This window comes from Algoriphagus aquimarinus, assembly GCF_007997215.1.
GTDB classification, from domain to species: domain Bacteria; phylum Bacteroidota; class Bacteroidia; order Cytophagales; family Cyclobacteriaceae; genus Algoriphagus; species Algoriphagus aquimarinus_A.
In genome coordinates, this window is the sequence record NZ_VORW01000001.1 from 503,413 (window position 1) to 528,528 (window position 25,116).

The window sequence follows — 25,116 nt, forward strand, 5'->3', positions numbered from 1 at the left end:
TAATTTTTGAAAGAGTTAAACTTAACGAGTTAAGACTCCCACTTCTGCGAAAGTTGCTGGATTTTCATCAGCGGTTTTACTTGCTTTCAAGCGGATAAACCTTGCTTTTACTTCATCAAATCGAATGGTTTGCTCTACAGGGCTATTGACAATATTTGAGAATTCTCCAGCAGCGACTTGTGACCAAGATTTACCATCAAGGCTTGTTTCAAATATATAATTGGTAATAAATCCACTTGGATATCTTCCTTGCATTGGGAGATAGGTAAATCCTTTCAGGGATACAGACTCGCCCATGTCCACTGTTAGGCTATTATCATCACTCGTAAAGTAAGATCCTGCATTTTCATCAATTGCTTTCATGGATTGCTTGATAGTCCCAATCCATTTTGCTTTGGATAGATCCACGTCCACTCGAAGAGCCTCACTTTTCTTTCCAGACTCGGGCTCGATTGAAACAGCTTGCAAAGTGCTCGCTTTATCGACTTGAAAAGAAGCTGTGTATCTCTGGGTTTCGGCGCTAGGTTCTGAGCCATCTAGCGTATAATAAACCTCCAAACCTTCATCTGGAGATCTCAATGTAACTTCTCCTGTCGTAGCTCTAGAATAGCTCGGAGGAAGCAGAAGTTTAGGTGCATTGTAAATCCCTACTTTGGAGATTACTGGAATATCCTTTCCGTCAGTGAATTTAACCTGTATTTTAGAAGCCGACACATCTGGAAATCTAAGAATTCGCTTATGTCCAACCGTAGTCCCTTCAGCAATTTTCTCCCAGTTTCCATTCACTTCTTTCTCTAGTACGAAGGATTTCACTCGCTGACCAAGTGGAGTGTATTCTTGGATCATAAGTCTATTGAAGGTAGTCTCCTTGCCAAAATCAATTACTATTTTTCCAGTTTTCCCGCCATCAGGAGTAGTCCAATAGGTTTCGTAGTCATCGTCCAGCACATTTTCTACCTCATAACCTTTGCCCCGCTCATCATCTGCACTTGCTATTGCTTGAGCAGCTAGATTTACAGCAAAATCTTCTTTTACTTTCTTAGAAAGATTCATAATCGCCTCCACATCATTTTCATGAATCAAACCTCGGGTATCCACAGGAAAGTTGATTAGCAAGGAGGAGTTTCTGCCAATACTTTTATAATAGATTTCTAAGAGTTGAGGGAGTGTACGCACTTTGTGATCCTCATACTTATGATAGTACCACCCTGGGCGAATAGATACATCTGCTTCCACTGGAACCCAGTGGGTGCCATTCTCTTGGCCAGTTGCATACTTTTCTGGATACTCTGGCATTCCAGCGTAGACAGAATCACGCATAAGATTAGACCAAGTAGATTCGTAAGCAAAGCCATGCTCATTCCCGACCCAACGCACATCGGGCCCGCCGTCGCTGAACATCATCGCCCCAGGTTGTAATTCACGTACCAGCTTGTAGGTATTTGGCCAGTCGTAGTAAGTTAATTTATCAACCTTGCGGGCTTCATTTGCTCCGCCATAATAGCCATCACCCCCGTTTGCTCCATCAAACCAGACTTCGAAAATATCTCCATAATTAGAAAACAACTCAGTCAGCTGATTTCTCATGTAGGTAATGTATTCTGGTTTGCCATAGTCAGGGTGATTTCTATCCCAAGGCGAATAATAAATCCCGAACTTCAAGCCATATTCCTTACATGCTTCAGCTAGTTCTTTGATCAAATCACCTTTGCCGTCTTTCCAAGGGCTATTTTTGATAGAATGCTCCGTGTAGGCTGAAGGCCAAAGTACAAAGCCATCGTGGTGCTTTGCTGTGATGATTAGTCCTTTCATTCCAGCTTCAGAAGCTACTTTTGCCCATTGCCTTGGTTGAAGATCTGTCGGATTGAACATCTCAGGTTTTTCATCTCCAAAACCCCACTCTCTATCAGAGAATGTATTCATATTGAAATGCACAAAGCCGTAATATTCCAGTTCTTGCCAGGCGATCTGCTTTGCATCCGGAATAGGAAGAACAGCAGTCGGTGGAGCAACTTTTTCTTGACAGAAGGTAAGTATCAACAAAAGTCCTGGCCAAAGTATTTTTTTCATTGGAAGTAAATTATGCAAGAAAATTAGGGCTTATGCCTCAAGATCGAAAGAAGTTTCTAATCTAAAGACTTTAGAAATGATTTTTGGTGGAATGTCAATGTTATCTTCGCGCGAAACCCCTTAATTTGCGCTTATGTATAGAATTTTTACGTTGATATTTCTACTATTTGCCAGTTTGGCTCATGGTCAGATCCAGGTAAAAGTGGTGGATGCCAGTACCCGCCTACCAATTGACAATGTACGCGCCAGTTCCAATGGCACTTACTTAGCTACGAGTAATATCGGAGGGGAAATACAAATTTCTTCGGCTGAGAAAATGCTTATTCGCTTTGAAGTGGAAGGATATGACAGAGTGCAGAAGGAAATCAGCCCTGGAAAGCTGTCAATCGTCATGCTTACAAAGGAAATCATAAGCCTTTCAGAAATTACAGTTTCGGCATTTGAATCGGAGCGACCACTTTTGGAGCAATCTGCTGCAATCGCTGTAGTTTCAGAACAAGATTTCAACCGCTTCAATGAAACTTCCATTGTCAATTCATTCAATACAAAACCAGGCATCCGCATCGAAGAGAGAGCTCCGGCCAGTTATAGAATTTCTATTCGTGGGAGTTCACTACGGGCTCCATTTGGAGTGAGAAATGTAAAAGTATATTGGAATGAAGTTCCTTTCACTTCGCCTGATGGGACTACAGCTTTGAATTTATTAGATCTTTCCAATATCCGGAATGCCGAGGTCATCAAAGGTCCATCAGGAAGTATCTACGGTGCTGGAAATGGTGGTGTAGTAAATCTTTATAGTCCCGCAAATCCTAATGGAGGAAGAGTGTCCGCTGATTTTATGGTTGGAGATTTTGGTATGACTCGCTATAGATTGGGGATTTCTCAGCAAGTGGGAAATGGTGGATTTGAGGCTTCTTATGTCAGCCAAAAAGCAGATGGCTATCGAGAGCATTCAGCTATGGATAGACAAGTATTTCAGTTGGGGGGATTTTTCTCCGTTTCAGATAAACAGGAAATCAGAACCCAACTATTGATCTCCGACCTAAATTACCAGATCCCAGGAGCGCTCAATGCTGACCAACTAGCTGAAGATCCTACTCGAGCTAGATCTGGATCAGTAAATCAAAACAGCTCGATTTCCCAGCAATCTGTCTTCGCCTCTATCGGGCACTTGTATAGATTCACTTCGAAGATCAAAAACTCTACTACGCTTTACCTTAACACAAATGACTTCGAAAATCCATTTATATTGGATTACAAAAAAGAACTGGGTTTTGGATTTGGAGGAAGAACAAAATTCACTTTTGATGGAAAACTAGCTGGAAAAGACGTTAGAATAATAGCTGGAGGAGAATATCAAACCAGCTTGACAGATGCCCAGAATTTTGGAAATGTTAATGGCGTAGCAGACACCGTGAGATTTGCAGATAAACTTCGGGCAACCCAAGGATTTTTGTTTCAGCAGGCAGAATGGGATTTGTTGGAAAATTTTATGCTGACCTTCGCACTGAGCGAGAATTTCAGCAGCCTGGAGATCGATCGCCAAATCGATGCTTCGGGAGGAACTACAGGTTTGCAGACAAGAAAATTCGATCCGATTGTAGTTCCACGTTTTGCACTGAATTATCAGTTCAATGATTATTCAGGAGTTTATGGAAGTATAAGCAGTGGCTTTTCTCCACCGACCATTGATGAGGTTCGTACGAACGAGGGAAGTTTGAATCTTGATCTGGAGGCCGAAAAAGGTTTGAATTATGAACTTGGCTATAGACGAGGTAAAGGAAAGTTGAATCTAGACTTGACAGCTTTTTACTTCAAACTCGATCAAACCATCACGACGTACACTAATTCTCAGGGCGTAGTGCTTTTCAGAAATGCGGGATCTACGGATCAGAAAGGGATAGAAGCAGCAATTGATTATGCTTTGATAAGAAATGAAACTGCTTTTGTACGTAATCTGAAAATAGGTACTGCGTTCACCGGGAATTATTTCACATTCAATGATTATCAAAAAGGAGACAATGATTTCTCTGGAAATGACCTGACTGGAGTTTCTCCAAACACATTGGTTACCCGCTTGGACCTTCGAACGTCACCTGGGTTTTACCTGAACTTCACCCACCAATATGTAGATGAAATTCCTCTCAACGATGCGAATACAGTCTATCAGGATGCCTACAATTTGGTAAATATGAGATTTGGCTGGGCGCGAAGCTTTGCTGGAAAGTGGGAATTAGAAGCCTTTGCTGGTGCGGATAATTTACTAGACGAAAGCTATTCGCTGGGCAATGACCTCAATCCCTTTGGCGGAAGATACTATCAGCCTGCTCCGATAAGGAATTGGTATGGAGGAGTAAAAGTGGCGTTTGTGTATTAAGTATAGACGCTAGTAGCTAGACGTAAGACAATAGATTTTAGAAGCTAGAGCCAAGAATCAAGATCGGAGCAACTCCCCCTTGGATTCTTGGCACTTTTTGAACAAGGAGCTTCAATATAAGGGGGCGGGAGCTTTTTATAAAGCATTATCCTATTTTTTAGCTAAATGTTCGTACCTGAGGATTTGGTGTTCACAAGCGTACATACAATAAGCAAATTTTTTATCTAACTATCATATTTTCAGTAGGTTGTGAATTTGGGTCTCTTTTTGGCATATAGAGAATATAGATATTAAACTAAACTATTACTGCCATGTTATCTTCACTATTTTCCCAGAAAAATATTTGTGCTGCATTGGGCTTCTTTATGGCAATTACGATTGTTTGGAAAGCAGCAGTAGAAACAAAACTAGCAAAGCATACTGCCCTTATTGAATATACTAAACCAACTTACAATACAGGCGAGAATACATTTCAAAAAGCTGATCAAGCTTATGAGCAACGACAATTAAAGCCCAGAATAACGGTCTTTTAACAATTTAACAGGAAGCAATTCCTTAAGACAACCTTCGTAAGGGTTAATTTGGTTGATTGTTTGGTTAAACTAAAGAGGCGGGTTATTACCCGCCTTTTTGTCTTTATTTTAACTTTCTGTGATGGTACTTAGCTTCGCTAGGAAACTATTGTAGTACTGCCTGCCTACTTGCACCATTGCTCCAGATTGGAGTGTGATTTCTTTGGTATTGAAGCTTTCCACTTGCCCAAGATGAACAATGAAAGACTTTTGCACTCGCAGAAATAATTGAGATGGGAGAATTTCCTCTATCTCTTTCATTGATTTGCGAATATTGTAGTCTCTATTTTTGGTAAAAATAGTGACCATGTTGCCATTAGCTTCTATATAATATATATCATCATAAGATACACGTTCGAAAGCATTGTCAGCTTTGATGAAAACAGCATCAGTTACTAGATAAGGACTGTCATTTGAAGCGGTAACTGCCGCAGCTTCCGTTGTTGGCTTTGTACGCTTATTATAAAGTACAATCTCTACGATAGCATGAATATCATTTGTATTGAATGGCTTTACGATAAATCCAGCGGGATTTATTCTTTTGGCTCGCTCAATTATAGTGGGATCTGAGTATGATGTCACATAAACTAGCGGTGCATCCACCATTTGTTTTACAATCTCACCAAGTTCGATTCCATCTTTGTCTCCCTTTAGTTTGATATCCATGAATATCAAATCGGGACGATATTTTTTGATGATTTTAATACACTGATTAGCAGAATTTGCGATGTCTGTATTGACATAACCTAGGAGTTCTAAAATCTCCTGAATATTTTCTGCGATACTTACATCGTCTTCGACGATTAGAATCCGCTCTTCTTTCATAATTAGCTAGCAGATGTTGCGTTTTAGGGGTGTAAACTAATAATTGAGACTGCTTTTAGCAATTATTCTCTAGTTACAGATTTTCTCAGTGAAATCAAATGCTTTTATTTGGTTATGAAATAATTAAAGGCTCATCATTTCTTTAAATCTCGCTGCCTGTCTCCGGCTTACTTCGATTCTATCCCCACCTTTAAGTGTCACTACTAAACCTCCATTAAACCACGGCTCAATACCTTCCACCCATCCTAAGTTGATGATGTGTTTTCTACTTGCTCGGAAGAAAGATTTCTCGTCCAGACGCTCATCCAGAGCATTGAGAGATTTATGAATCATCGGTTTAAAATTGTCAAAATAAACCTTGATGTAGTTTCCATCAGATTCAAATAATCGAACATTCGATAGCCTCACAAACCAACAACGATCACCGTCTTTAACAAAAACTTGGTCGTCCAGCGTTAGCTTTTTATGGTTATAAGTAGACGGATTTTCCTCATTTTTGGTAAAACCGTCGATCTTTCCTTGAAGTTTTGTGATCGCTTCCTCCAAACGCTTTGGCTCGATTGGCTTCAATAGATAATCCAGTGCATTTACCTGAAATGCCTTCAAAGCATATTCATCATAAGCAGTGGTAAATATCACATGAGGCACATTATCCAGTTCTTCCAAAAGTTCAAAGCCGGTTTTCTCGGGCATTTGGATGTCTAGAAAAATGACGTCAGGATTTAGTTGATCAATTTTTTCTTTTGCATCATCCACGTTGACCGCTTCACCTACTACTTCTACACTTTCAAGTTGATTTAAGAGGGTGATTAGCTCCTTACGGGCTAATCTTTCATCATCAATTACAATGGCTCGCATTTTTGTTGAGTTGGTTATTCGAATGTAACTTTTTGTTTTGGAATCTTTATTTCAGTAATAACGAATTGATTTCCTGAGTTAAAGATACGGAAGCTTGCTTTATCACCATAAATAAGCTTAAGTCTTTGTACTGTATTACTTAATCCGTGACCTTGTTCGTCCTTTGATTTCAAAGATGGGGGCTGTGTAAGCTGGCCACTATTTTTTACTTGGATATACAAATCATCATTGAGACCCTCCCTACATTTGATCTCGATCACACCGCCTTTTACAAGATTAGATACGCCGTGCTTAATTCCATTTTCTACAATGGTCTGCAGCATCATAGGAGGAATTTTATAACTGTAGGACTCATCCTCAATGTGATAAACGACTTCGAGCCTTTCCTCAAATCGAATCGATTCAAGCTCTAAGTAGTCTTTTACAGTATTTAACTCATCTCCAAATTCTATGGTCTGCTTTTTATCCATCATCAATGAAAAGCGTAGCATATTCGAAATTCGAGTGATGGCAGTTTTTGCTTTTATAGGATCTTCATCGACTAAGGCTCTGACGCTGTTCAGTGCATTGAAAATGAAATGCGGGTTAAGCTGGCTTTTCAGGTGATTAAGTCTGATCTCATTTATTTTTGCTTCGTACTTAAGAGTGGAGTTGTAATTATCCAGGAAGTGAACCAAAAAGTACACTAGAAACCAAAGAGCGAAAAGTAATATCGCTTGGAAAAGGTTGGCTAAAATCACCAATATCTTAAAATCCAGTGCTGGACTTAACGTGCCAAAAGCAATGTTGATAAAGATTTGGGCTACTATATTGACAAATGACAACGCTATAATTGCCAAAAAAGATTGGAACAAAAGCTGAGGAATACTCAACTTAAACCAATTGTACGTTTTGACTATGTAGCGGAGAAAATGTGTGGAAATTAAGTTGGTCGCTGCCAGAACAATGAAAGCCCAGATTTGAACAGCTGTGACTCCCCTCGAAAGAGTAGCTAAGAAAATACTCACCAAGGCAAAACCGCCCCAACCAAGTACTTGCAATAACCAATACAACTTAATTCTGTTCATAATCGCCCAAAGTTAAATAACCAGACTGTATCCCCATTTTTAATTTGATAAAAGGAGGATAGCATTGATTTTCACCCTTGTTAGCTATTTAATTCCATTTTAAGGAATTTTCCTGTGTAGCTTTTTGCCGTGGCAGCGACCTTTTCAGGTGTCCCTTGAACTACGATTGTTCCACCCTTATTTCCTCCTTCAGGCCCCAGGTCTACTATATGATCTGCCATTTTGATCACATCCATATTATGTTCGATGATCAAAACAGTATTTCCTTTTGACACTAACCCATTTACCACTAGCATCAATAATTCTATATCTTGGAAATGTAGTCCTGTAGTCGGTTCATCAAGAATATAGAAAGTCTTACCCGTATCTTTTTTAGAAAGTTCTGTTGCCAATTTGACACGCTGAGCTTCTCCACCAGAAAGAGTCGTAGCGTGCTGACCAAGAGTAATGTAACCCAAGCCTACGTCATTTAGCGTCTTTATCTTTCTGAGGATTTTTGGCAGTTTATCGAAGAATTCTACTGCCTGTTCCACAGTCATATCAAGCACATCGGAAATCGATTTTCCTTTGTACCGGATCTCCAACGTCTCACGGTTATATCGTTTGCCTTTGCAGGTTTCACAAGGCACGTGTACGTCTGGCAAGAAATCCATCTCTATCAGTTTCATTCCGGCACCTTCGCAATCCTCACATCTTCCTCCTTTTACATTGAAAGAAAAACGACCAGGTTTATAGCCTCTGATTTTGGCTTCTGGGAGTTCTGTGAAAAGTGTTCTGATATCTGAAAATACGCCTGTATACGTAGCTGGATTAGAACGTGGCGTTCTGCCAATCGGAGATTGATCCACTTCTATCACCTTGTCCAAATGTTCCAAACCGCTTACACTTTCGTAGGGCATTGGGTTTTTCTTGGAATGGTAGATTTCCTGATTCAAAATAGGGTAAAGCGTCTCATGGATCAGGGTACTTTTTCCAGATCCAGAAACTCCTGTAATACAAATTAGCGTCCCTAGAGGTAATTTGAGATCAATATTCTTAAGATTATTCCCTGTTGCTCCTTTGATTAGTAGTTCTAATCCTTTCCCATCTCGTCGCTCTTTTGGAACTGGCAACCCTAGCTTTCCGGATAAATATCTGGCAGTGACCCCCTCTGTTTTCAATATCTCTTTTGGCGTACCATCAGCCACAATATGTCCACCATGACGCCCAGCTCCAGGCCCCATGTCTAGCAAATAATCTGAAGCTAACATCATGTCTTTGTCGTGCTCCACGACCAAAACTGAATTGCCAAGATCCCGCAAACTTTGAAGCGCATGAATTAGCTTTTCGTTATCACGCTGATGTAGTCCAATGCTTGGCTCATCCAAAATATAAAGCACTCCAACAAGCTGAGTACCAATCTGAGTGGCAAGTCTAATCCGCTGAGCTTCACCTCCAGAAAGTGTCCTTAAGGGTCTATTGAGTGATAAATAATCCAATCCTATATCGAGTAGAAATCCGATTCTTTTCCGAATTTCTTTCAGCACTTCAGATGCAATGATATTTTGCTTTTCGGAGAGTCTACTTTCCAGCCCAACAAACCATTCTCCTAGCGAACGAATATCCATCAAAGCTAACTGCCCGATGTGTTTTTCATCGATTTTGATGTGGAGAGCTTCTTTCTTTAGGCGATAACCATCACATTCTGGGCAGGTTTGAATAATGGTAAATTCACTTATCCAATCCTGTATTTTATCAGAACTTCCTTCTTGGTACTTCTTGAGGAAATTAATAATCCCTTCAAAGGTCGTATGCCATTTTGTACCAGGATGCTTCACCGAATCAACAGCCACTTCAATTTTATCTCCATTAAGAAGGATCTCCACGACATTATCCGGAAGATCTTTGATCGGAGTACTCATGCTACACTTGTAGTGCTTTAGAATAGCTTCTATTTTCTTGAAAATCCAAATATCTCTATACTCACCCAATGGAGCGATTCCACCTCTAGTGATGCTAAGGTTTGGATCAGGAATGATGCTTTCTCGGGTGATTTCTTCCGTTACTCCTAAACCATTACAGGTTGGGCAAGCTCCATATGGGCTATTGAAAGAAAATGTATTCGGTGCTGGTTCGTCATAAGACAAGCCAGTTTCTGGATCCATGAGATACTTGGAAAAGTGGTGAATTTCACCCTCTTCGTCCCGAATCATAAGGACTCCTTTCCCATGCTGCAAGGCAGACTTGAGAGATTGTGTAATGCGGAATCGATCGGATTCTTCAGCCACGATTCGATCGATAACAATCTCTATATCGTGGATTTTATATCGATCCACCTGCATTTTGGGCACCATCTCCATCACTACCCCATCTACACGAACTTTTGAAAATCCCATTTTTCGGATTTGCTCAAAAAGCTCTCTGTAATGTCCTTTTCTGCCTTTTACTACTGGAGCAAGTACGTAAAGCTTTTGGTCCAAAAAATTAGTAAACAGCAAGTCGATGATCTGATCTTCAGTTTGTCTCACCATTTTGGATCCAGTGAGGTAAGAATAAGCGTCGCCAGCCCTAGCATAAAGTAAACGCATGAAATCGTAAATCTCCGTTACCGTGCCCACTGTAGAGCGAGGATTTTTGGAAGTGGTCTTTTGCTCTATCGCAATAACAGGAGAAAGCCCGTTGATCTTGTCCACATCTGGGCGCTCCATACCTCCGAGGAATGATCTGGCGTAAGCTGAAAACGATTCCATATAGCGGCGCTGACCTTCGGCATAGATCGTGTCAAAAGCCAACGAACTTTTGCCACTACCACTCAGACCAGTTATTACCACAAGCTTATTGCGGGGAATTTTCAGGTCTAGGTTTTTAAGATTATGCTCTCGGGCTCCAAAAATCTCTATGTATTCTTCCTTTGCAGGAGTGACTTTACTCATAAATCGGCAGGCAATTTTAAACGGCAAAGGTACGGATTTTCAACCGCACCCGGTAGTAAACTTCAAAGAGTATAACCGAAGACCGTAAGATTGGTTCATTGATAGTTTACGAGTGGCAAATTGATCAATGTCACCTAGCGGAATTCCTATTTTAAAAAACTTCTTTACTTCGGAAAACTAGGGCTTCAAAAACCAATGCACAAAGCCACATTTGTCACAGACCAGATTCTGGGCGGATTTATTTGCCCAGTCCAGTTTGAAAAAAGTCATTCCCTTGGTGTTCATCAATGTTTCCCGCTCCCAAAACTTATCATTTTTGCAGACAGTGCAGATAAGCTTGTTTCCAAGTATCATTCTTTCGGTTGCAATTAATTTACTTCCCATAGTTCAGTCCAGTTTTAGTAATCACTCAGGCAACATAATTTCATAGGTTTTACCTCGCTTTATGTTCAAATCTTTATCCCGAAGCCAAGGATTATAAAGCTTCAGATCTTTATAAGTACTTCCTTGCTGTTTGGCCCAATTGGCGAGATTTTTAATATCCGAATTTACCTTTATAAATTTGAAATTAGGGTTTTCATAGTAATCTGATTCTCTCAAATGAAAACCAAATTCTCCTGGGTTTTCGAATATTACTTTAAATGCTAAAATCCGAAAAAGGTATCGACTAGTTTCATCATTGAGGTAGAGATCATAATAATTGAGGGCAAGCTGATCATCTTGTCTTCTGGCAAATCCCGACTGTCCCATATTATAACTGGCAGCCACTGCTGTCCAATCTCTGAATTTCGCATGTGCCTTATTGAGGTATTTTGCCGCTGCAAAAGTTGCCTTTTCTAAATGGTAACGCTCATCCACATCCTTTGAGATTTCCAGCCCATATTCTTTGCCTGTAGATTCTAATATCTGCCAAAACCCCTTTGCCCCAGCTGGAGAAGCTACATTCATAAGCCCTGATTCAGCCATTGCCAGGTATTTGAAATCATCTGGAACACCATTTTCCTTTAGCCATAACTCTATTTCAGGTAGAAATTTTGATGAGCGTTTCATCAGGAGGATCATATTAGATTGCCAATAGGCATTCACGTATATTTCCCGCTCAAGTCGCTCTTTTACATCTTCGATTTCCAAGGGTACTTTCTCACCTGCAAACGTCAATTCTTTAGGAATATCAAAAAGTCGCACGGTATCTCGAGACGGAATCGGCATAGTTTCCAGCAACTGAATATCAGCAACTCCAGGCACTGTAGTGACTTCATCTGGGGTTCTCCAGATGGCATAGCTAGCCATCGCAAGGCAAAGCACTATGAGGACGTAAAGAGATACTAGGTGAGATTTATTCATTTAATAAAATTAAGTTTCTAAGAGCGACAAGCTACCATTGCTCCATAAAAGAGGTAGGATTAGAAGTTTGGACTTAGTAGGTACTTGTTATAGAAGTCATCTATTACTTTCACTGCCTCGGTTGCATCTTCGACGACAGAGAATAATTCCAAATCTACTTCATTGATATAATGATGACTAAGGAGTGATTTTCTAATCCAATCTACCAATCCTGACCAGTAATCCTTACCTACTAATACGATGGGAAACTTCCCGATTTTATTGGTTTGGATTAATGTCAATGCTTCAAAAAATTCATCCATTGTACCAAAACCACCCGGAAGTACCACAAATCCTTGAGAATATTTGATAAACATCACTTTGCGTACAAAGAAGTAATCAAAGGTCATCAGCTTATCTCGATCAATGTAAATATTATCAAATTGCTCAAAGGGTAATACGATATTCAATCCTACAGATTTTCCTCCTTCAGAATGAGCTCCTTTGTTACCGGCTTCCATGATACCAGGACCTCCACCAGTGATCACTCCATAGCCATGGCGGACAAGTTTTGCAGCAATATCCTCGGCCATTTTATAGTGATGATGATCTCTAGGAGTACGTGCAGAACCGAAAACTGATACACAGGGGCCTATTTTAGCCAGCTTTTCGAATCCTTCTACAAATTCTGACATGACCTTAAAAATCACCCAGGAATCGGCACTTTTGATTTCACTCCAATCTCGCTCTTTGAAAGCTAACCGGATTTTATCTTCTGCATTTGTATTTTCTAAATTGCTCATATCCTGTTTTTTATTAAAGAAAACGATCTCTTCGCTGAAATGGACGCTGTATTGATCACTATTCATCTTGAATACTGGTAAACAGCTGACTTTCAATATAAAAAAATACTAGCATTAGAGAATCAATCCACAAAGTCTGGTGTAGTTTTGCGCACTATTTGAAAAATAAGAGATGAATCTCGCAGAAAAATCTCAAGCTACGCTGGACGTGTTCGGTGAGCTCGAGTCAGAAACAAAGCAATTTGTATCTGAGAGTGGATTAAGCTGTGTATCTGGATGTGGTTTTTGCTGCGCAAATCCAAAAGTACCGGCTTCCCCGTTAGAATTTCTTCCATTGGCCTTTGACCTCTATGATAAGGGATTGGCCGAATCAACCTTGGCATCGTTAGAAAGTAAGGATGAAGGAGACAGCTGCATCATGTACAAAGCACAGTCGGAAGATGGCAAGAAGGGATTTTGTGGAAACCATACCAAAAGAGGGATGATCTGCCGTTTGTTTGCTGCCTCGGCGCGAAGAACCAAATATGGCAAAAAAGACCTCATTATCTGCAAAGTTTTAAAGGAGGAGAAGCCAAAGGAATTTTTAAATACCAGCCAAAGAATAAACAAAGACATGGATATTCCGCTTGCAACGGCTTTCTATTCACGTTTGGATGAAATTGACCAATCCCTCTGCCAACAATTTACTATAAATGAGGCGATTGCTTTTGCGTTGGAATTAGTTTTGAGATATAAGTTCTACGAAGAGCAAGAAGTTGATGTGATCGCATAATTTTTTTGCTCCTGCCAATTGAAGTATATTGTGGCATATTACAAGGTAAACGTCTCACAAGTTTTTAATTATGCTAAAAATCGGAGAAATAATACAGACTGTCAAAGGGATAGTAGAGACCAAAATAGATATGGTCAAACTGGACATTCAGGATCAAATATCAGGGATCCTATCTCGTCTGGTTATTTTAATTTTGATGGGAGGGAGTCTTCTCTTGGTCCTTTTGTTTTTGAGTTTATCTCTCGCCTTTTTCCTAAGTCAGTATTTCGCATCCCCGCATATGGGGTTTCTGCTTGTAGGGTTATTATATCTTTTAATCTTATTAATTCTATACCTAATACGAGATAATGATTCTACCCAGGATCAAATGCAGAAAGGTCTAAAGGCTTTTATATTCAGGGCAAGAATTTTCAAAAAACGTCGAGAAAATGAGTAAGGACTTGGGAAAAAAAGAAGAAGAGCTAGAGCAGACATTGGCTAGACAGCTTGAGCTTTTTAAGGCAGAATCTGAAGACTGGTTAAAAATCGGTGGAGTAGTTATAGTCGGCGGATTGATCGCATTAGCTATAGTTAAAACTCGTGGTAAACGCAAAGATCGAAAAACTGAAGAAGCACTTGCAGTTCTCGAAAGAGAGGGATTACTTACCAAAGATATTGAGAAGAAACTAACTGAAAGGAGTTCCCACTCCACTTTTTGGCCAAGCATAGGTCAGCGTTTATTGATTCTAGGTCTTGCTTTTGCCAAGGAGAAGTTTCTTCCGAATTTATTTACTGCCGAGACAGAAGATGCTAAGGTCGAAGAAGAGGGTTACTAAAATTTTAAAGGATTTTCACAAAACTGGCAGGAAAGGATTGGCTTGGTTAGTTGATCCTGATAAGTTTAAAAATGCAGCTCTTTTCGAGGAAGAATATGCTTGGGTTAAGGGTTCTGATTTAGATTTAATTTTTGTGGGCGGCAGTCAACTTAGTCGAGATAATTTTAGAGAGGTAGTTATCTCACTTAAGAGCATTGCTGGAGAAATTCCAGTTGTTATTTTTCCTGGTTCTCAGATGCAACTAGCAGAAGAAGCAGATGCTATATTATTCCTTTCACTGATATCAGGCAGAAATCCGGAATACCTTATCGGCCATCAAGTACTTGCTGCTCCGATTGTGAGAAAAATGAAATTGGAAACCCTTGCTACAGCATACATGCTGGTGAATGAAGGCGAAATAACCAGTGTGCAATATGTAAGTCAAACACTTCCTTTGCCAAATTCCAAACCGAATCTTGCAAAAGCCACAGCCCTAGCCGGGCTTTATCTGGGAATGAAATTTTTCTATTTGGATGCAGGAAGTGGCTCAAAAAATCCCGTGTCAGCTGAGGTGATCGCTTCTGTGAAATCTGCGACGAATAACCCAATCATTGTAGGTGGCGGTCTCAATTCGTTGGCAAAAGTAAAGACTGCCTATGAAAGTGGCGCAGATTTACTTGTTATCGGTAATGCCATAGAAAAAGACCCAAGCTTTTTGGCCCAGGTCTTAGAATATAAAATGCTATTGAATATATCCTTAAACGTTAATTAAGGATTCTCTTCTCCTCATTTTTCCAGCAGGAACTCCATACATCATCTTGAATCTACGGCAGAAATAAGCAGTGTCTTTATAGCCTACTTCCTTGCCTATGTCTCTAATAGATTTCTTGGTAGTTCTTAACAGCTCTACTGCAGCTTCCATGCGCTGGTATTCTATGTAATCTTGAGGATTAATTCCCGTCAGCATTTTGAAATACTGTCCTACATAATCTTCAGACACATTTGCAACCTTGGCAAGAACCTTATTGGATAAATCACCACCAAGGTTCGACTTGATGTAATTGAACAAATCAATTAGGCGCGGATCCTTGAAATAGGTCGCATTGGTAGAAAGCTCTTCCAAGAATAATCTGTTCTTCAGAATATGACGAAGGAGTTCGATTACTAGTAATTCTGAGTGGGATTTCAATGCTCTTTCTTTTCCCACATTGCTCACTTCTACTTCTTTCATTAGATCCTCCATAATCGTAGCCAAACGATCATTGAATCGAATGATAAATGGTGGAATATCTAGTGAATTAAAAAAGTTAACAACATCAAATACTTTGGACTCAAACCCTACAATAGAAATACAATCATCTTCAGTGCTCTTGATTTCTCTGAAGCTTAAACTCTGAAGGTATTTTTTCTTGTTTTCCTGAAATTGTTCTTTTGAAATTTCCCCCTTTTTTGCACCACCGCCAATGGTTAATTTTGTTTTTTGGTCAGCAGGCAGGAAAAGCACCTCCCCCTCATTTAGTAGTTCCTGATCTTCTCCAAATTTTAAAGTCCCATGATGAAGAAGAATCAGAGTATTATCAGATTCCGTATAATCAATAACCGAGATTGGTTTTTCTACTCGGAAATTATTTCCTCGTATAAACCGAACATTGACTGATTCTATAACCTTGTTGTAATATTCCATGAATAAGTAGCATAAAAATAGAGCCGTAAAAATATAATTTTTCTAACGAAAAATCATGGATTTTCTATAGAAGGTGTTAAAAAAATAGAAAAGGGTATAGTTTTATTTAACTATATCCTTTTCTCAACAAAATAGTTACTATCGGAGGATGCCTCTAGATATGACTATTTTCTGAATCTCCGAAGTTCCCTCATATATCTGAGTAATTTTGGCGTCTCTCATCAGGCGTTCTACGTGGTATTCTCTTACATATCCGTAGCCACCATGAATTTGTACTGCTTCAATACTTACATCCATTGCCACTTGAGAAGCATATAATTTTGCCATAGCGGATGCAAGTGAATAATCCTCCCCTTGATCTTTCAGCCATGCAGCTTTGTAGACCAATAGTCTCGCTGCTTCAATGGTAGTAGCCATGTCTGCCAGTTTGAACTGAATAGCCTGATGTTGGCTGATTGGCTTGCCAAAAGTTTTACGTTCTTTGGAATAAGCTAATGCAAATTCATAAGCTCCGGCGGCTATGCCAAGCGCTTGCGCAGCAATCCCGATTCTACCGCCATTTAAAGTCTCCATGGCATATTTGAAACCAAAACCTTCCTCTCCAATTCTATTCTCTTTTGGCACTCTTACATCTGTAAACATGAGCGAGGTAGTGTCAGAGGCTCTGATACCCAGCTTATCTTCTTTGTGGCCAGACGTAAAGCCTTCCCATCCTTTTTCCACTATAAAAACAGAGATTCCTTTATGCCCTTTGCTGTTGTCTGTTTGGGCAAATACAAGGTAAGTGTCAGCTTTTGAACCATTGGTAATCCAATTTTTTGTGCCGTTCAATACGTAATGATCTCCGTCAAGGATGGCTTCGGTTTTTTGTGAAGTTGCGTCAGAACCTGCTTCTGGTTCAGATAGCGCAAAAGCACCAAGCTTCTGTCCCGAGGCCAATGGTTTAAGGTATTTCTCTTTTTGGGCTTCTGAGGCATATTTTTCCATTCCCCAGCATACGAGTGAATTGTTCACAGACATGGCTACTGAAGCCGAGGCATCTATCTTGGACAATTCCTCCATCGCTATGACATAAGAGACCGTGTCCATCCCACCACCATTGTATTTAGGATCAATCATCATTCCCATGAAGCCGAGTTCTCCCATTTTTTTAATCTCTTCAGCCGGAAATCTCGACTCAATATCTCGCTGTATTACTCCTGGAAGTAGCTCATTTTTCGCAAAATCTCTCGCCGCCTCTTGCACTGCGCGATGCTCTTCTGTTAGTTCAAAATGCATAATATTCTCATTGGGTTTAGCTATCTGCAAGGAATATATGGCAAAAAAAGAAGAGGGACAACGCTTGCCCCTCTTCCAAAATGTTATTTGATCTGGATCAATCCCGTCCTCCAAAGAAAACCATGATGTAATAGGCCAATGTAGTAAGTGCGGCAAGTGCAGCGACCACATAAGTCATTGCAGCCCACTTAAGAGCATCTTTTGACATCGCGTATTCATCAGGTGTTACGATATTCCGTGTTTTTATCCAAGCTAGCGCTCTATTGCTCGCATCAAATTCCACCGGCAAGGTCACCAAAGTAAAGAGGGTTATGATACTATAGGCACCCACTATCAGAAAGCCAATGATTTCATATGGGATTTGAATGAAAAAACCGCCCACAATAGATGCAATTAGGACAAAATTCAAAATCTTCCCTGCACTGTTTTGAATCGGTACCAGTGTGGATCTTAAATTCAACCAAGCATAGGATGTGGCATGTTGTACTGCGTGTCCACATTCGTGAGATGCTACTGCGGCGGCAGCGGCGTTTCTTCCATAATAGACGTCAGGACTTAAATTGACTGTTTTGTTTTGAGGATTATAGTGATCCGTCAGTTGGCCTTCTACAGATATGACTTGCACGTCTGAGATATTATTGTCTGCAAGCATCAGCTTGGCTATTTCCGCTCCCGATAGGTTAGCCTTTAGAGCCACCTGGGAATATTTCTTGAATTTGCTCTTGAGCTTTCTGCTCACTAGAAATCCAGCTAGGGCGAATACGACTACGATTAAAATAAGGAGTATCATAAGTTATTGTGTTTGCAGAGTTGAATACGTTTTAAGCTTTCACAGGTTTTGTCCAAGAGGGTAATTTCATCATTATTAACCAGCTTGCAAGGCCAGCTACTAGGACAAGGATTACCTGTGTTCCGTGGATAATAGCGGCGAAAATTTTCCCATCTACTTCCGAGATACCTAACTGTATCAAAATGAAGGCCACCAGTGCATGGAAGGTTCCAATCCCCCCTTGAACAGGCGCTATCATGCCAATACTGCCCATAACCATGACTAAGAGCACTTCACCTGAAGACAAATTGGCAGTGCTGGGAATACCGAAGGAAATGGTATACATGGTCATAAAATAAAAAAACCAAAGCAAAACTGAGCTTATCCAAAAGCCAGCTGGGTTAGATAGTTTAGCTATGCGATTGAATCCAGATAGGATTTCTCTGAAAAAATGTTGGGCTTTATTGATCAATCCATGGTCACGAAACCTCCTCAACAAATAGGCAATCAACAGAGCAAAAATTGCCATACCCCCGATTATAATTGGAAGATTGGAGAGGGCAATTTGCCATAAATACTTTATGTCTACCAACTGGCTGGCTAGACTTAGAAACAGCTCTCTTTCCACGAAAAAAGCCAGAATTATGGTAGTTACAAGACAGAGTAAATCAACGCTTCGCTCTACGATTACGGTACCAATCAAATAGCCAATAGAAACTCCATTTGTGCGCGTAAGGACACCGCATCGTGCGACTTCACCTGCTCTCGGTAATAGCATGTTGACTAAGTTGCCAATCATAACAGCGTGATACGCTCGTGTGAGAGATACTTTCTTAACTTCCTCTGTATCGATGAGTAGCGTCCAGCGCCAGCTTCTTACTAGGTATGCAAGCATCGAGATGGACAGGGATAATAAAATCCAGGCCCAATTACTTGACCAAATTTGGTCAAGCAAGGAATCAAAAGCGATATCCTTGTACAAAAACCAAAAAATCCAGATTGCAATTCCTAATGAAATTACAATCTGGATAAATTGCTTAATGTTTTTCCTCCCCATCAGATGAGTTTGTTTTGTTCGTCTGGGAATATCAAAACAGGCTTGAATTTTTTAGCTTCTTCTAATTCCATTCCTGCATAAGAAATGATAATTACTATGTCTCCAACTTGTGCTTTTCGTGCGGCAGGACCATTCAGACAAACTTGCCCTGAGCCTCTTTCTCCCGTGATCACATAAGTTTCCAGACGTTCACCGTTATTGACATTTACGATCTGCACTTTTTCGTTTTCGATAAGATTAGCAGCGTCCATTAAATCCTCATCGATTGTAATGGAGCCTACGTAGTGCAATTCCGCCTGGGTAATTTTCACCCGGTGGATCTTGGATTTCAGTACCTGAATTTGCATTGGTTTAATTTTGCGGCGAAATTAAGGAATTATTGGCAGGTTGTCGATTAATCTAATTTTTCCTAGATAAGCGGCTACACAAATTGATGATTTCTGACTTGCATCAAAATCAGGATAACTTGCAAAACTCTCCGGGTGAATTAATTCGAAATATTCTAAACTTGCCGATGGCATTTCCTCAAAATCATATTTGATTTGATTCTGCACCTCAAACCATGGCTTGCTGGCTAAAAGTTCCTGCTTGGCCTTAGCCAAACTGTTAATTAAAATCAAAGCATGCTCTCTTTCTTCTGGAGAAAGACGAACGTTCCTCGATGACATTGCCAAACCATCTTCTTCGCGCCTTGTGGGTACAATTACCAACTGGACATCCATCGAAAGGTCTTTAACCAATCTCCTAATGATTCCAGTTTGCTGCAGGTCTTTCTGACCAAAAAAAGCTTTGTGCGGTTTTATAATGTTGAATAATTTGGAAACAACTATGCCTACACCGTTGAAGTGACCTGGACGGAAAGCTCCCTCCAAAACCGTCTCTATATCTCCAAAATTGATGCTTAATTTGGGCTTTTCTATATAGATACTATCTGCGTTAGGAATAAAAACAAAGTCGACATGTTCATTTTTAAGTTTATCTAAATCCTCATCTATAGTAGATGGGTAATTGTTAAAATCTTCTAAACTATTGAACTGAGTGGGATTAACAAAGATTGAAACAACGACGATTTCAGATTCAGCTTTAGCTTTTCTTACTAAGTCCATATGACCTTCATGAAGCGCTCCCATAGTAGGGACAAAGCCTATTGATTTGTCGTTTTTAATGGATTCAAGCCAGTATTTGTTCCAATCGGCTCCAGTATGTACTACTTGCACTGGTAGAGGGTTTAGTATAGGTAAATAGGGGCAAATCTAGATTATTATTCAACAAAACAAGGCTTTTAGGGCTTTTTTTATTATCTTTGCGCAGTTGTTTTTTCACCTTCAACTTAAAATCCAATAAGCATGTCCAAATTACGTATTCTCTACGTTGCCAGTGAAATCAACCCTTTTCTCCAAACATCTGAAGTAGCTAATTTCTTAAGATCCCTTCCTCAAGCTATGCAAGAGCGCGGAATGGAGATTAGAATCTTGGTGCCTAGATTCGGTCTAATCAATGAGCGGAAGAATAGACTTCATGAAGTAGTGAGATTGTCAGGGATCAATATTGCTGTAGGCGAAGAAGAGAAACCTTTGGTGATTAAAGTTGCTTCAATCCCGAATGCAAAGCTTCAGGTGTACTTTATTGATAATGAAGATTACTTCCAGCGTAAGCATGTATTCCATGATAAGCAGCAGAAGTTTTACGAAGATAATGACGAGCGTGCGATTTTCTTCTGCAAAGGAGTAATCGAAACGGTGAAGAAACTAGGCTGGGCTCCTGATATCGTGCATTGTAACGACTGGATGACTAGCTTAATCCCAATGTATTTGAAGACCACTTATAAGAGCGAGCCTTTATTTAAAGACACGAAGTCTGTATTTGCGATCTACAACAACGGATTTTCCCATACCTTTGGTGATGATTTGTTAAACAAGGTTAAGATGGTGGACATTGATGACGCTATTTTAGCACCTTTGAAAAGCAAAGACTTTACAGGATTTATTAAGATTGGCATGGAGTACGCCGACTTAGTAGTCAAAGGCGGTGTAGTTTCCGCAGAATTAAACCAACTAATCGAGGATTTCTCAAAAGACAAGAAGTTTGACATCAGCATTGAAGCAGAATCAGAAGCACAGGCGCACGAAGAGTTATTCGACATATACACAAATCTCGCCGGTTAAATTGGCCTTTGGGGCCATCATTTCCTTATTTCTTATCAGTTCTTGTAGTGAGCCTGCCACAGTAGGCATCGAGCTAGCTCCCGGAAATAACCAAATCGGTGTGGTTTTCGAGGAGTTTGAACTCCCTGCCCAGGTAGTTTTACTTGACTCTTTTAACACTACCAATCAATCTATTTTGGTAGTGGGAGAAGAAGTGGATTCTTTCTTCGGAAAGACATCAGCAACAGGCTATACTAGGATGTATATAAGTACAGCCGCTAGACCTGATATTGATGCGATTCTAGACTCTGTTTATTTCAGTCTTAACATTTTGAATGTAGACGGGGTAAATTTAGACGAGTCAAAATCTTACTCCATCCATAAGTTGACAGAACCAATAAGAGACACCTTATATTATAATTTCAACGAGCTTACTTATGAAGCGAGCCCATTCTCCTCTGGAGAAATAGCATTTGGTGAGAAAACTGATACACTAGTATCATTTCAAGTGGATGAAGAATTTGCTGAGGAAATTTTCAGCAAGATGCAATTCGGTCTTGAGTTCAAAGATCTGTTCAGCTTTAGAGATTATTTTCCAGGAATTGCAGTAAAAGCAAGAGAGGGAGACAATTCCTCTATTGGGGTTGGTCTAGGAAGTTCTACAGGATTGAAAGTGTATTACCATAATGAGGGAGATACTGCTTCTACTGTATATAACATTAGTACCACATCCTCTAGGAGTTTCAATGGTCTCAAAAGCGATCGAAGCGGAACACCAACTGAGGTAGTAACTGATACGTATAAAGCTTATGATGTAGGCTCAAAAGTAGGGATGAAATCAATGCTTGGTATGGTGATTAAGTTGGACACAAGCCCATTTGATGCCTTTTTGGACACACTTGTTGGGGTCACATTCAATCAAGTAGCTTTAGAACTCGGAGAATTAGAAGCACAGCCAGATACACAAGTGCCTCCTGGGTCTATTGTCATACATTTTACTGATGCGTCTAATACGATCCTAGAAACATCCACGGGTATACGCTTTTCAGTACAAGCAGATGGCCAAGCGCAGGTTTATACAAATGAAGACGGAGTCATTGTGCCAAATACTAATGCCCCAACTGCTTTGATCTATGATTCGGAGAATAGGAATTATATCCAGTACATTACATCCCACGTGAATGCATTATTTAGAGGTCAGCTTACGAGAAAAGACTGGTTGCTTTATGCCAATTCGCCTAATTCAAGTGGAGATGATTTTACAAAGTCTTTACGTCAATTTGTATTAGACAAAAATAAGGTCAAAGTGAAAGTGATTTACTCTAAGTCCAGGTAGAAAAATCGATATTTAAGAAGTTATTATAATCCACTTTCTATTTTATAGGAAGTGGATTATTTTTTTTGGCACGAAAGCTGTTTCTTTGTCGAAGTTCAAATCAACAGCAAGAATTTTTAATTATGTGTGGAATCGTAGCATATGTGGGGCAGCAAGAAGCTTTACCCATTATTATCAAGGGTCTGAGAAGATTAGAATATAGAGGTTATGATAGTGCTGGAGTCGCACTCTTAGATAGCAATGGTCTAAGTATTTACAAAAAAAAGGGAAAAGTTTCCGAATTAGAGAAACATCTTGAGTCTACTTCTGACTTAGGATCTAAAATAGGAATTGGTCATACAAGATGGGCTACACACGGTGAGCCGAACGACACCAATGCACACCCGCATTACTCTTCGTCAGAAAAAATCGCAATGATCCACAATGGGATTATTGAAAATTATGAAGTCCTCAAGCAGGATTTGTTGAAAAAAGGTTATACGTTCCAGTCTGATACTGATACAGAGGTCTTCATCAAGTTTATAGAAGATATTCGGCTAAATAATCATTGTAGCCTTGAAGAAGCGCTTCGATTAGCTCTTCACAAAGTTGTTGGGGCTTATGCTATCGTATTAATTAACAAGGAAGAGCCTGACACCCTAATTGCTGCGAGAAAAGGCTCTCCATTGGTGATTGGAGTAGGAGAAGATGAGTATTTCCTAGCTTCTGATGCCACACCAATAATAGAGTATACCAACAAAGTGGTTTATTTGGATGACTTTGAAATTGCGGTAATTCGAAATAATCGTCTTCAGATTAAAACCATTGAGAATGTGGAAACTAATCCATATATAAATCAATTGGAAATGGAATTGGAAGCCATCGAAAAAGGTGGATACGATCATTTCATGCTAAAAGAAATCTACGAGCAGCCTAAGTCAATTGCTGATTGCTTGAGAGGTCGTTTAGATGCAAAGTCAGGCCGTCTGGTTCTCGGTGGGTTGCGTGACTACATGAATAAATTCCAGAATGCTGAGCGAATTATTATCACAGCTTGTGGTACATCTTGGCATGCTGGCTTAGTAGCTGAATATCTTTTTGAAGAATTTGCGCGCATTCCAGTTGAAGTAGAATATGCCTCTGAATTCAGATATAGAAACCCCGTTATCGGCGAAAAAGACTTTGTAATTGCAATTTCTCAATCTGGTGAAACCGCTGACACTTTAGCAGCCATCGAACTTGCAAAATCAAAAGGAGCAACGATTTTTGGAGTTTGTAACGTGGTGGGATCATCCATTCCTAGAGCAACTCACGCTGGCTCATATACACACGCTGGTCCGGAGATTGGAGTAGCCTCTACCAAAGCATTTACTGCTCAGATCTCTGTGTTGGCCATGATGGCTTTGAAGTTAGGCTACCAAAGAGGAACTCTGCCGGAAAGCAGATACATCCAGCTTTTACATGAACTTGAAGCAATCCCTGGAAAAGTAGAGCAGGCCTTGAAAACAAATGAAGCGATTAAGTATATCGCTGAGGAATATAAAGATGTGAGAAACGCACTTTACCTAGGTAGAGGATATAATTTCCCAGTAGCGCTAGAAGGAGCTCTAAAGCTTAAAGAAATTTCTTATATCCACGCAGAGGGATATCCAGCAGCTGAAATGAAGCATGGCCCGATCGCGTTGATTGACGAAGAAATGCCTGTTTTCTTCATTGCTACGAAAGATAGCTCGTATGAAAAAGTAGTAAGTAACATCCAAGAAGTAAAAGCTAGAAAAGGAAAAGTGATCGCAGTGGTCACTGAAGGCGATACTCAAGTGAAGGCAATTGCAGATCATGTGATCGAGATTCCAGAAACTCACGAGGCTTTTGCTCCATTGGTTGCTGTAGTTCCTCTACAACTGCTCTCCTATCACATAGCTGTGATGCGTGGCTGTAACGTAGATCAGCCAAGGAATTTAGCTAAATCTGTAACCGTAGAATAAAATGTAAAGGCTGCCCAAAAGGCAGCCTTTTCTAATTACGTTTTATGCATAGCAAGGATTTCTATAAGTGATTTTGCTACCACTGAAAGGTTGCCAATAGATTTCCGGAAAAGCATCATTAATTACTTTATCTGCATCGATGCATTCCTGGACGGGTTGCTAATTTTCACAGCTGAAAAAAAGAGAAATTATGAAAAGCAAATTCCATTAAGAGTTCATAGTCAAATAAGCTGCTTGGTACTACTTACATCCTCCTTCTGTCCAAGAAGTAACTCCAGATAAATCTGCATTACAAGCATTTGGATATGTTTTCAAGTCACAGCCGCAGACAGGATTATAATCTAAGGTACACGCTCCTTCCCTTATTCTGTCCTTGTCAATGCAAGTATCTATTGGCTTTCCTCTTCACACCCAAGGATACAGAAGAAACAAATTGTTACAAGGATGTTTTTGGCGTGTTTCATGAATATTAGAAGCAAAAACAGCGTAAAGAGCTACACGCTGTTATGTT

The 25,116-nt window shown here is 40.0% G+C and carries 24 protein-coding genes; 9 read left to right on the forward strand and 15 right to left on the reverse strand.

Translation table 11 applies throughout. The annotated features are described in order from the left end of the window. Nucleotides 1-21: 21 nt before the first annotated feature. Entirely contained in the window at nucleotides 22-2,070 is a 2,049-nt protein-coding gene (locus ESV85_RS02325) for an alpha-L-fucosidase (protein ID WP_146914625.1), read from the reverse strand. Nucleotides 2,071-2,203: 133 nt separating this feature from the next. Between ESV85_RS02325 and ESV85_RS02330 the strand changes: the two genes are divergently transcribed. Together ESV85_RS02330 and ESV85_RS02335 are read left to right on the forward strand one after the other, a co-directional pair. Beyond that, complete coding sequence (locus tag ESV85_RS02330; protein ID WP_146914626.1) at nucleotides 2,204-4,447, forward strand: TonB-dependent receptor family protein; 2,244 nt, start codon at nucleotides 2,204-2,206, stop codon at nucleotides 4,445-4,447. 311 nt (nucleotides 4,448-4,758) lie between these two features. Further along, a complete protein-coding gene (locus tag ESV85_RS02335; protein ID WP_146914627.1) occupies nucleotides 4,759-4,980 on the forward strand; it encodes a hypothetical protein in 222 nt (73 codons plus the stop codon). Between the two features lie 108 nt (nucleotides 4,981-5,088). Here ESV85_RS02335 and ESV85_RS02340 read toward each other — a convergent pair whose 3' ends face one another. From ESV85_RS02340 to ESV85_RS02370, 7 genes are all read right to left on the reverse strand, one after another. After that, the gene (locus tag ESV85_RS02340) at nucleotides 5,089-5,844 is read right to left on the reverse strand and encodes a LytR/AlgR family response regulator transcription factor (RefSeq protein ID WP_146914628.1); all 756 of its coding nucleotides are present in this window, start codon (nucleotides 5,842-5,844) and stop codon (nucleotides 5,089-5,091) included. Nucleotides 5,845-5,967: 123 nt separating this feature from the next. Then, complete coding sequence (locus tag ESV85_RS02345; RefSeq protein ID WP_146914629.1) at nucleotides 5,968-6,702, reverse strand: LytR/AlgR family response regulator transcription factor; 735 nt, start codon at nucleotides 6,700-6,702, stop codon at nucleotides 5,968-5,970. Nucleotides 6,703-6,716: 14 nt separating this feature from the next. Continuing rightward, a complete protein-coding gene (locus ESV85_RS02350) occupies nucleotides 6,717-7,769 on the reverse strand; it encodes a sensor histidine kinase (RefSeq protein ID WP_146914630.1) in 1,053 nt (350 codons plus the stop codon). Nucleotides 7,770-7,849: 80 nt separating this feature from the next. Beyond that, entirely contained in the window at nucleotides 7,850-10,681 is a 2,832-nt protein-coding gene (gene uvrA, locus ESV85_RS02355; RefSeq protein WP_146914631.1) for an excinuclease ABC subunit UvrA, read from the reverse strand. 177 nt (nucleotides 10,682-10,858) lie between these two features. Further along, complete coding sequence (locus ESV85_RS02360) at nucleotides 10,859-11,065, reverse strand: hypothetical protein (RefSeq protein ID WP_146914632.1); 207 nt, start codon at nucleotides 11,063-11,065, stop codon at nucleotides 10,859-10,861. Nucleotides 11,066-11,086: 21 nt separating this feature from the next. Then, a complete protein-coding gene (locus ESV85_RS02365) occupies nucleotides 11,087-12,025 on the reverse strand; it encodes a lytic transglycosylase domain-containing protein (RefSeq protein WP_146914633.1) in 939 nt (312 codons plus the stop codon). 59 nt (nucleotides 12,026-12,084) lie between these two features. Further along, nucleotides 12,085-12,807 carry a TIGR00730 family Rossman fold protein gene (locus tag ESV85_RS02370; protein WP_146914634.1) on the reverse strand — a complete coding sequence of 241 codons (723 nt, stop codon included), beginning with the start codon at nucleotides 12,805-12,807 and terminating at the stop codon, nucleotides 12,085-12,087. Nucleotides 12,808-12,979: 172 nt separating this feature from the next. On the opposite strand from ESV85_RS02370, the gene ESV85_RS02375 reads away from it, so the two are divergent. From ESV85_RS02375 to ESV85_RS02390, 4 genes are all read left to right on the forward strand, one after another. Continuing rightward, nucleotides 12,980-13,579, forward strand: a complete 600-nt coding sequence (locus ESV85_RS02375; RefSeq protein ID WP_146914635.1) for a YkgJ family cysteine cluster protein — start codon at nucleotides 12,980-12,982, stop codon at nucleotides 13,577-13,579. A gap of 70 nt (nucleotides 13,580-13,649) precedes the next feature. Beyond that, the gene (locus ESV85_RS22730; RefSeq protein ID WP_146914636.1) at nucleotides 13,650-14,015 is read left to right on the forward strand and encodes a phage holin family protein; all 366 of its coding nucleotides are present in this window, start codon (nucleotides 13,650-13,652) and stop codon (nucleotides 14,013-14,015) included. Further along, entirely contained in the window at nucleotides 14,008-14,394 is a 387-nt protein-coding gene (locus tag ESV85_RS02385; protein ID WP_146914637.1) for a hypothetical protein, read from the forward strand. Before ESV85_RS22730 ends, ESV85_RS02385 begins: the two co-directional genes overlap by 8 nt. Nucleotides 14,395-14,431: 37 nt before the next feature. Beyond that, nucleotides 14,432-15,145: a geranylgeranylglyceryl/heptaprenylglyceryl phosphate synthase gene (locus ESV85_RS02390; RefSeq protein ID WP_262713331.1), complete on the forward strand. Its 714-nt coding sequence runs from the start codon at nucleotides 14,432-14,434 to the stop codon at nucleotides 15,143-15,145. On the opposite strand, the gene ESV85_RS02395 is transcribed toward ESV85_RS02390, so the two are convergent. The 6 genes from ESV85_RS02395 to panC all read right to left on the reverse strand — a co-directional run bounded on the left by ESV85_RS02395 (nucleotide 15,131) and on the right by panC (nucleotide 20,378). Then, nucleotides 15,131-16,057 carry a helix-turn-helix domain-containing protein gene (locus ESV85_RS02395; protein WP_146914639.1) on the reverse strand — a complete coding sequence of 309 codons (927 nt, stop codon included), beginning with the start codon at nucleotides 16,055-16,057 and terminating at the stop codon, nucleotides 15,131-15,133. The genes ESV85_RS02390 and ESV85_RS02395 overlap by 15 nt on opposite strands. Nucleotides 16,058-16,195: 138 nt before the next feature. Then, complete coding sequence (locus tag ESV85_RS02400) at nucleotides 16,196-17,335, reverse strand: acyl-CoA dehydrogenase (RefSeq protein ID WP_146914640.1); 1,140 nt, start codon at nucleotides 17,333-17,335, stop codon at nucleotides 16,196-16,198. A 97-nt stretch (nucleotides 17,336-17,432) separates the two neighbouring features. Beyond that, on the reverse strand, nucleotides 17,433-18,125 hold the full coding sequence (locus ESV85_RS02405; RefSeq protein WP_191321881.1) for a zinc metallopeptidase: 693 nt from the start codon (nucleotides 18,123-18,125) through the stop codon (nucleotides 17,433-17,435). 31 nt (nucleotides 18,126-18,156) lie between these two features. Beyond that, a complete protein-coding gene (locus ESV85_RS02410) occupies nucleotides 18,157-19,161 on the reverse strand; it encodes a lysylphosphatidylglycerol synthase transmembrane domain-containing protein (protein ID WP_146914641.1) in 1,005 nt (334 codons plus the stop codon). After that, nucleotides 19,161-19,508, reverse strand: a complete 348-nt coding sequence (gene panD / locus ESV85_RS02415; protein ID WP_057936936.1) for an aspartate 1-decarboxylase — start codon at nucleotides 19,506-19,508, stop codon at nucleotides 19,161-19,163. The genes ESV85_RS02410 and panD overlap by 1 nt, the downstream gene beginning before the upstream one ends. A gap of 21 nt (nucleotides 19,509-19,529) precedes the next feature. Next, entirely contained in the window at nucleotides 19,530-20,378 is an 849-nt protein-coding gene (gene panC / locus ESV85_RS02420; protein WP_146914642.1) for a pantoate--beta-alanine ligase, read from the reverse strand. Between the two features lie 129 nt (nucleotides 20,379-20,507). Here panC and ESV85_RS02425 point away from each other — a divergent pair, with 129 nt between their 5' ends. From ESV85_RS02425 to glmS, 3 genes are all read left to right on the forward strand, one after another. Beyond that, nucleotides 20,508-21,326 (forward strand): glycogen/starch synthase, encoded by an 819-nt coding sequence (locus ESV85_RS02425; RefSeq protein ID WP_146914643.1) that lies wholly within the window; start codon nucleotides 20,508-20,510, stop codon nucleotides 21,324-21,326. A 1-nt stretch (nucleotide 21,327) separates the two neighbouring features. Continuing rightward, nucleotides 21,328-22,641, forward strand: a complete 1,314-nt coding sequence (locus tag ESV85_RS02430) for a DUF4270 family protein (RefSeq protein WP_191321882.1) — start codon at nucleotides 21,328-21,330, stop codon at nucleotides 22,639-22,641. A 122-nt stretch (nucleotides 22,642-22,763) separates the two neighbouring features. Further along, the gene (glmS, locus tag ESV85_RS02435; RefSeq protein WP_146914645.1) at nucleotides 22,764-24,605 is read left to right on the forward strand and encodes a glutamine--fructose-6-phosphate transaminase (isomerizing); all 1,842 of its coding nucleotides are present in this window, start codon (nucleotides 22,764-22,766) and stop codon (nucleotides 24,603-24,605) included. Nucleotides 24,606-24,845: 240 nt separating this feature from the next. On the opposite strand, the gene ESV85_RS02440 is transcribed toward glmS, so the two are convergent. Next, nucleotides 24,846-24,998 (reverse strand): Kazal-type serine protease inhibitor domain-containing protein, encoded by a 153-nt coding sequence (locus ESV85_RS02440; protein ID WP_146915153.1) that lies wholly within the window; start codon nucleotides 24,996-24,998, stop codon nucleotides 24,846-24,848. Nucleotides 24,999-25,116: the final 118 nt, after the last annotated feature.

Excerpts from the sequence above, each read along its gene's own strand:
- ESV85_RS02345 (WP_146914629.1), bottom strand. The coding sequence starts at position 6,702 with ATGCGAGCCATTGTAATTGATGATGAAAGATTAGCCCGTAAGGAGCTA.
- ESV85_RS02400 (WP_146914640.1), bottom strand. The coding sequence starts at position 17,335 with ATGCATTTTGAACTAACAGAAGAGCATCGCGCAGTGCAAGAGGCGGCG.
- ESV85_RS02365 (WP_146914633.1), bottom strand. The coding sequence starts at position 12,025 with ATGAATAAATCTCACCTAGTATCTCTTTACGTCCTCATAGTGCTTTGC.
- ESV85_RS02395 (WP_146914639.1), bottom strand. The coding sequence starts at position 16,057 with ATGGAATATTACAACAAGGTTATAGAATCAGTCAATGTTCGGTTTATA.
- ESV85_RS02405 (WP_191321881.1), bottom strand. The coding sequence starts at position 18,125 with ATGATACTCCTTATTTTAATCGTAGTCGTATTCGCCCTAGCTGGATTT.
- panD (WP_057936936.1), bottom strand. The coding sequence starts at position 19,508 with ATGCAAATTCAGGTACTGAAATCCAAGATCCACCGGGTGAAAATTACC.
- ESV85_RS02385 (WP_146914637.1), top strand. The coding sequence starts at position 14,008 with ATGAGTAAGGACTTGGGAAAAAAAGAAGAAGAGCTAGAGCAGACATTG.
- glmS (WP_146914645.1), top strand. The coding sequence starts at position 22,764 with ATGTGTGGAATCGTAGCATATGTGGGGCAGCAAGAAGCTTTACCCATT.
- ESV85_RS02425 (WP_146914643.1), top strand. The coding sequence starts at position 20,508 with ATGTCCAAATTACGTATTCTCTACGTTGCCAGTGAAATCAACCCTTTT.
- ESV85_RS02370 (WP_146914634.1), bottom strand. The coding sequence starts at position 12,807 with ATGAGCAATTTAGAAAATACAAATGCAGAAGATAAAATCCGGTTAGCT.
- ESV85_RS02350 (WP_146914630.1), bottom strand. The coding sequence starts at position 7,769 with ATGAACAGAATTAAGTTGTATTGGTTATTGCAAGTACTTGGTTGGGGC.
- ESV85_RS02375 (WP_146914635.1), top strand. The coding sequence starts at position 12,980 with ATGAATCTCGCAGAAAAATCTCAAGCTACGCTGGACGTGTTCGGTGAG.
- ESV85_RS02360 (WP_146914632.1), bottom strand. The coding sequence starts at position 11,065 with ATGGGAAGTAAATTAATTGCAACCGAAAGAATGATACTTGGAAACAAG.
- ESV85_RS02410 (WP_146914641.1), bottom strand. The coding sequence starts at position 19,161 with ATGGGGAGGAAAAACATTAAGCAATTTATCCAGATTGTAATTTCATTA.
- ESV85_RS02325 (WP_146914625.1), bottom strand. The coding sequence starts at position 2,070 with ATGAAAAAAATACTTTGGCCAGGACTTTTGTTGATACTTACCTTCTGT.
- ESV85_RS22730 (WP_146914636.1), top strand. The coding sequence starts at position 13,650 with ATGCTAAAAATCGGAGAAATAATACAGACTGTCAAAGGGATAGTAGAG.
- ESV85_RS02330 (WP_146914626.1), top strand. The coding sequence starts at position 2,204 with ATGTATAGAATTTTTACGTTGATATTTCTACTATTTGCCAGTTTGGCT.
- uvrA (WP_146914631.1), bottom strand. The coding sequence starts at position 10,681 with ATGAGTAAAGTCACTCCTGCAAAGGAAGAATACATAGAGATTTTTGGA.
- ESV85_RS02335 (WP_146914627.1), top strand. The coding sequence starts at position 4,759 with ATGTTATCTTCACTATTTTCCCAGAAAAATATTTGTGCTGCATTGGGC.
- ESV85_RS02340 (WP_146914628.1), bottom strand. The coding sequence starts at position 5,844 with ATGAAAGAAGAGCGGATTCTAATCGTCGAAGACGATGTAAGTATCGCA.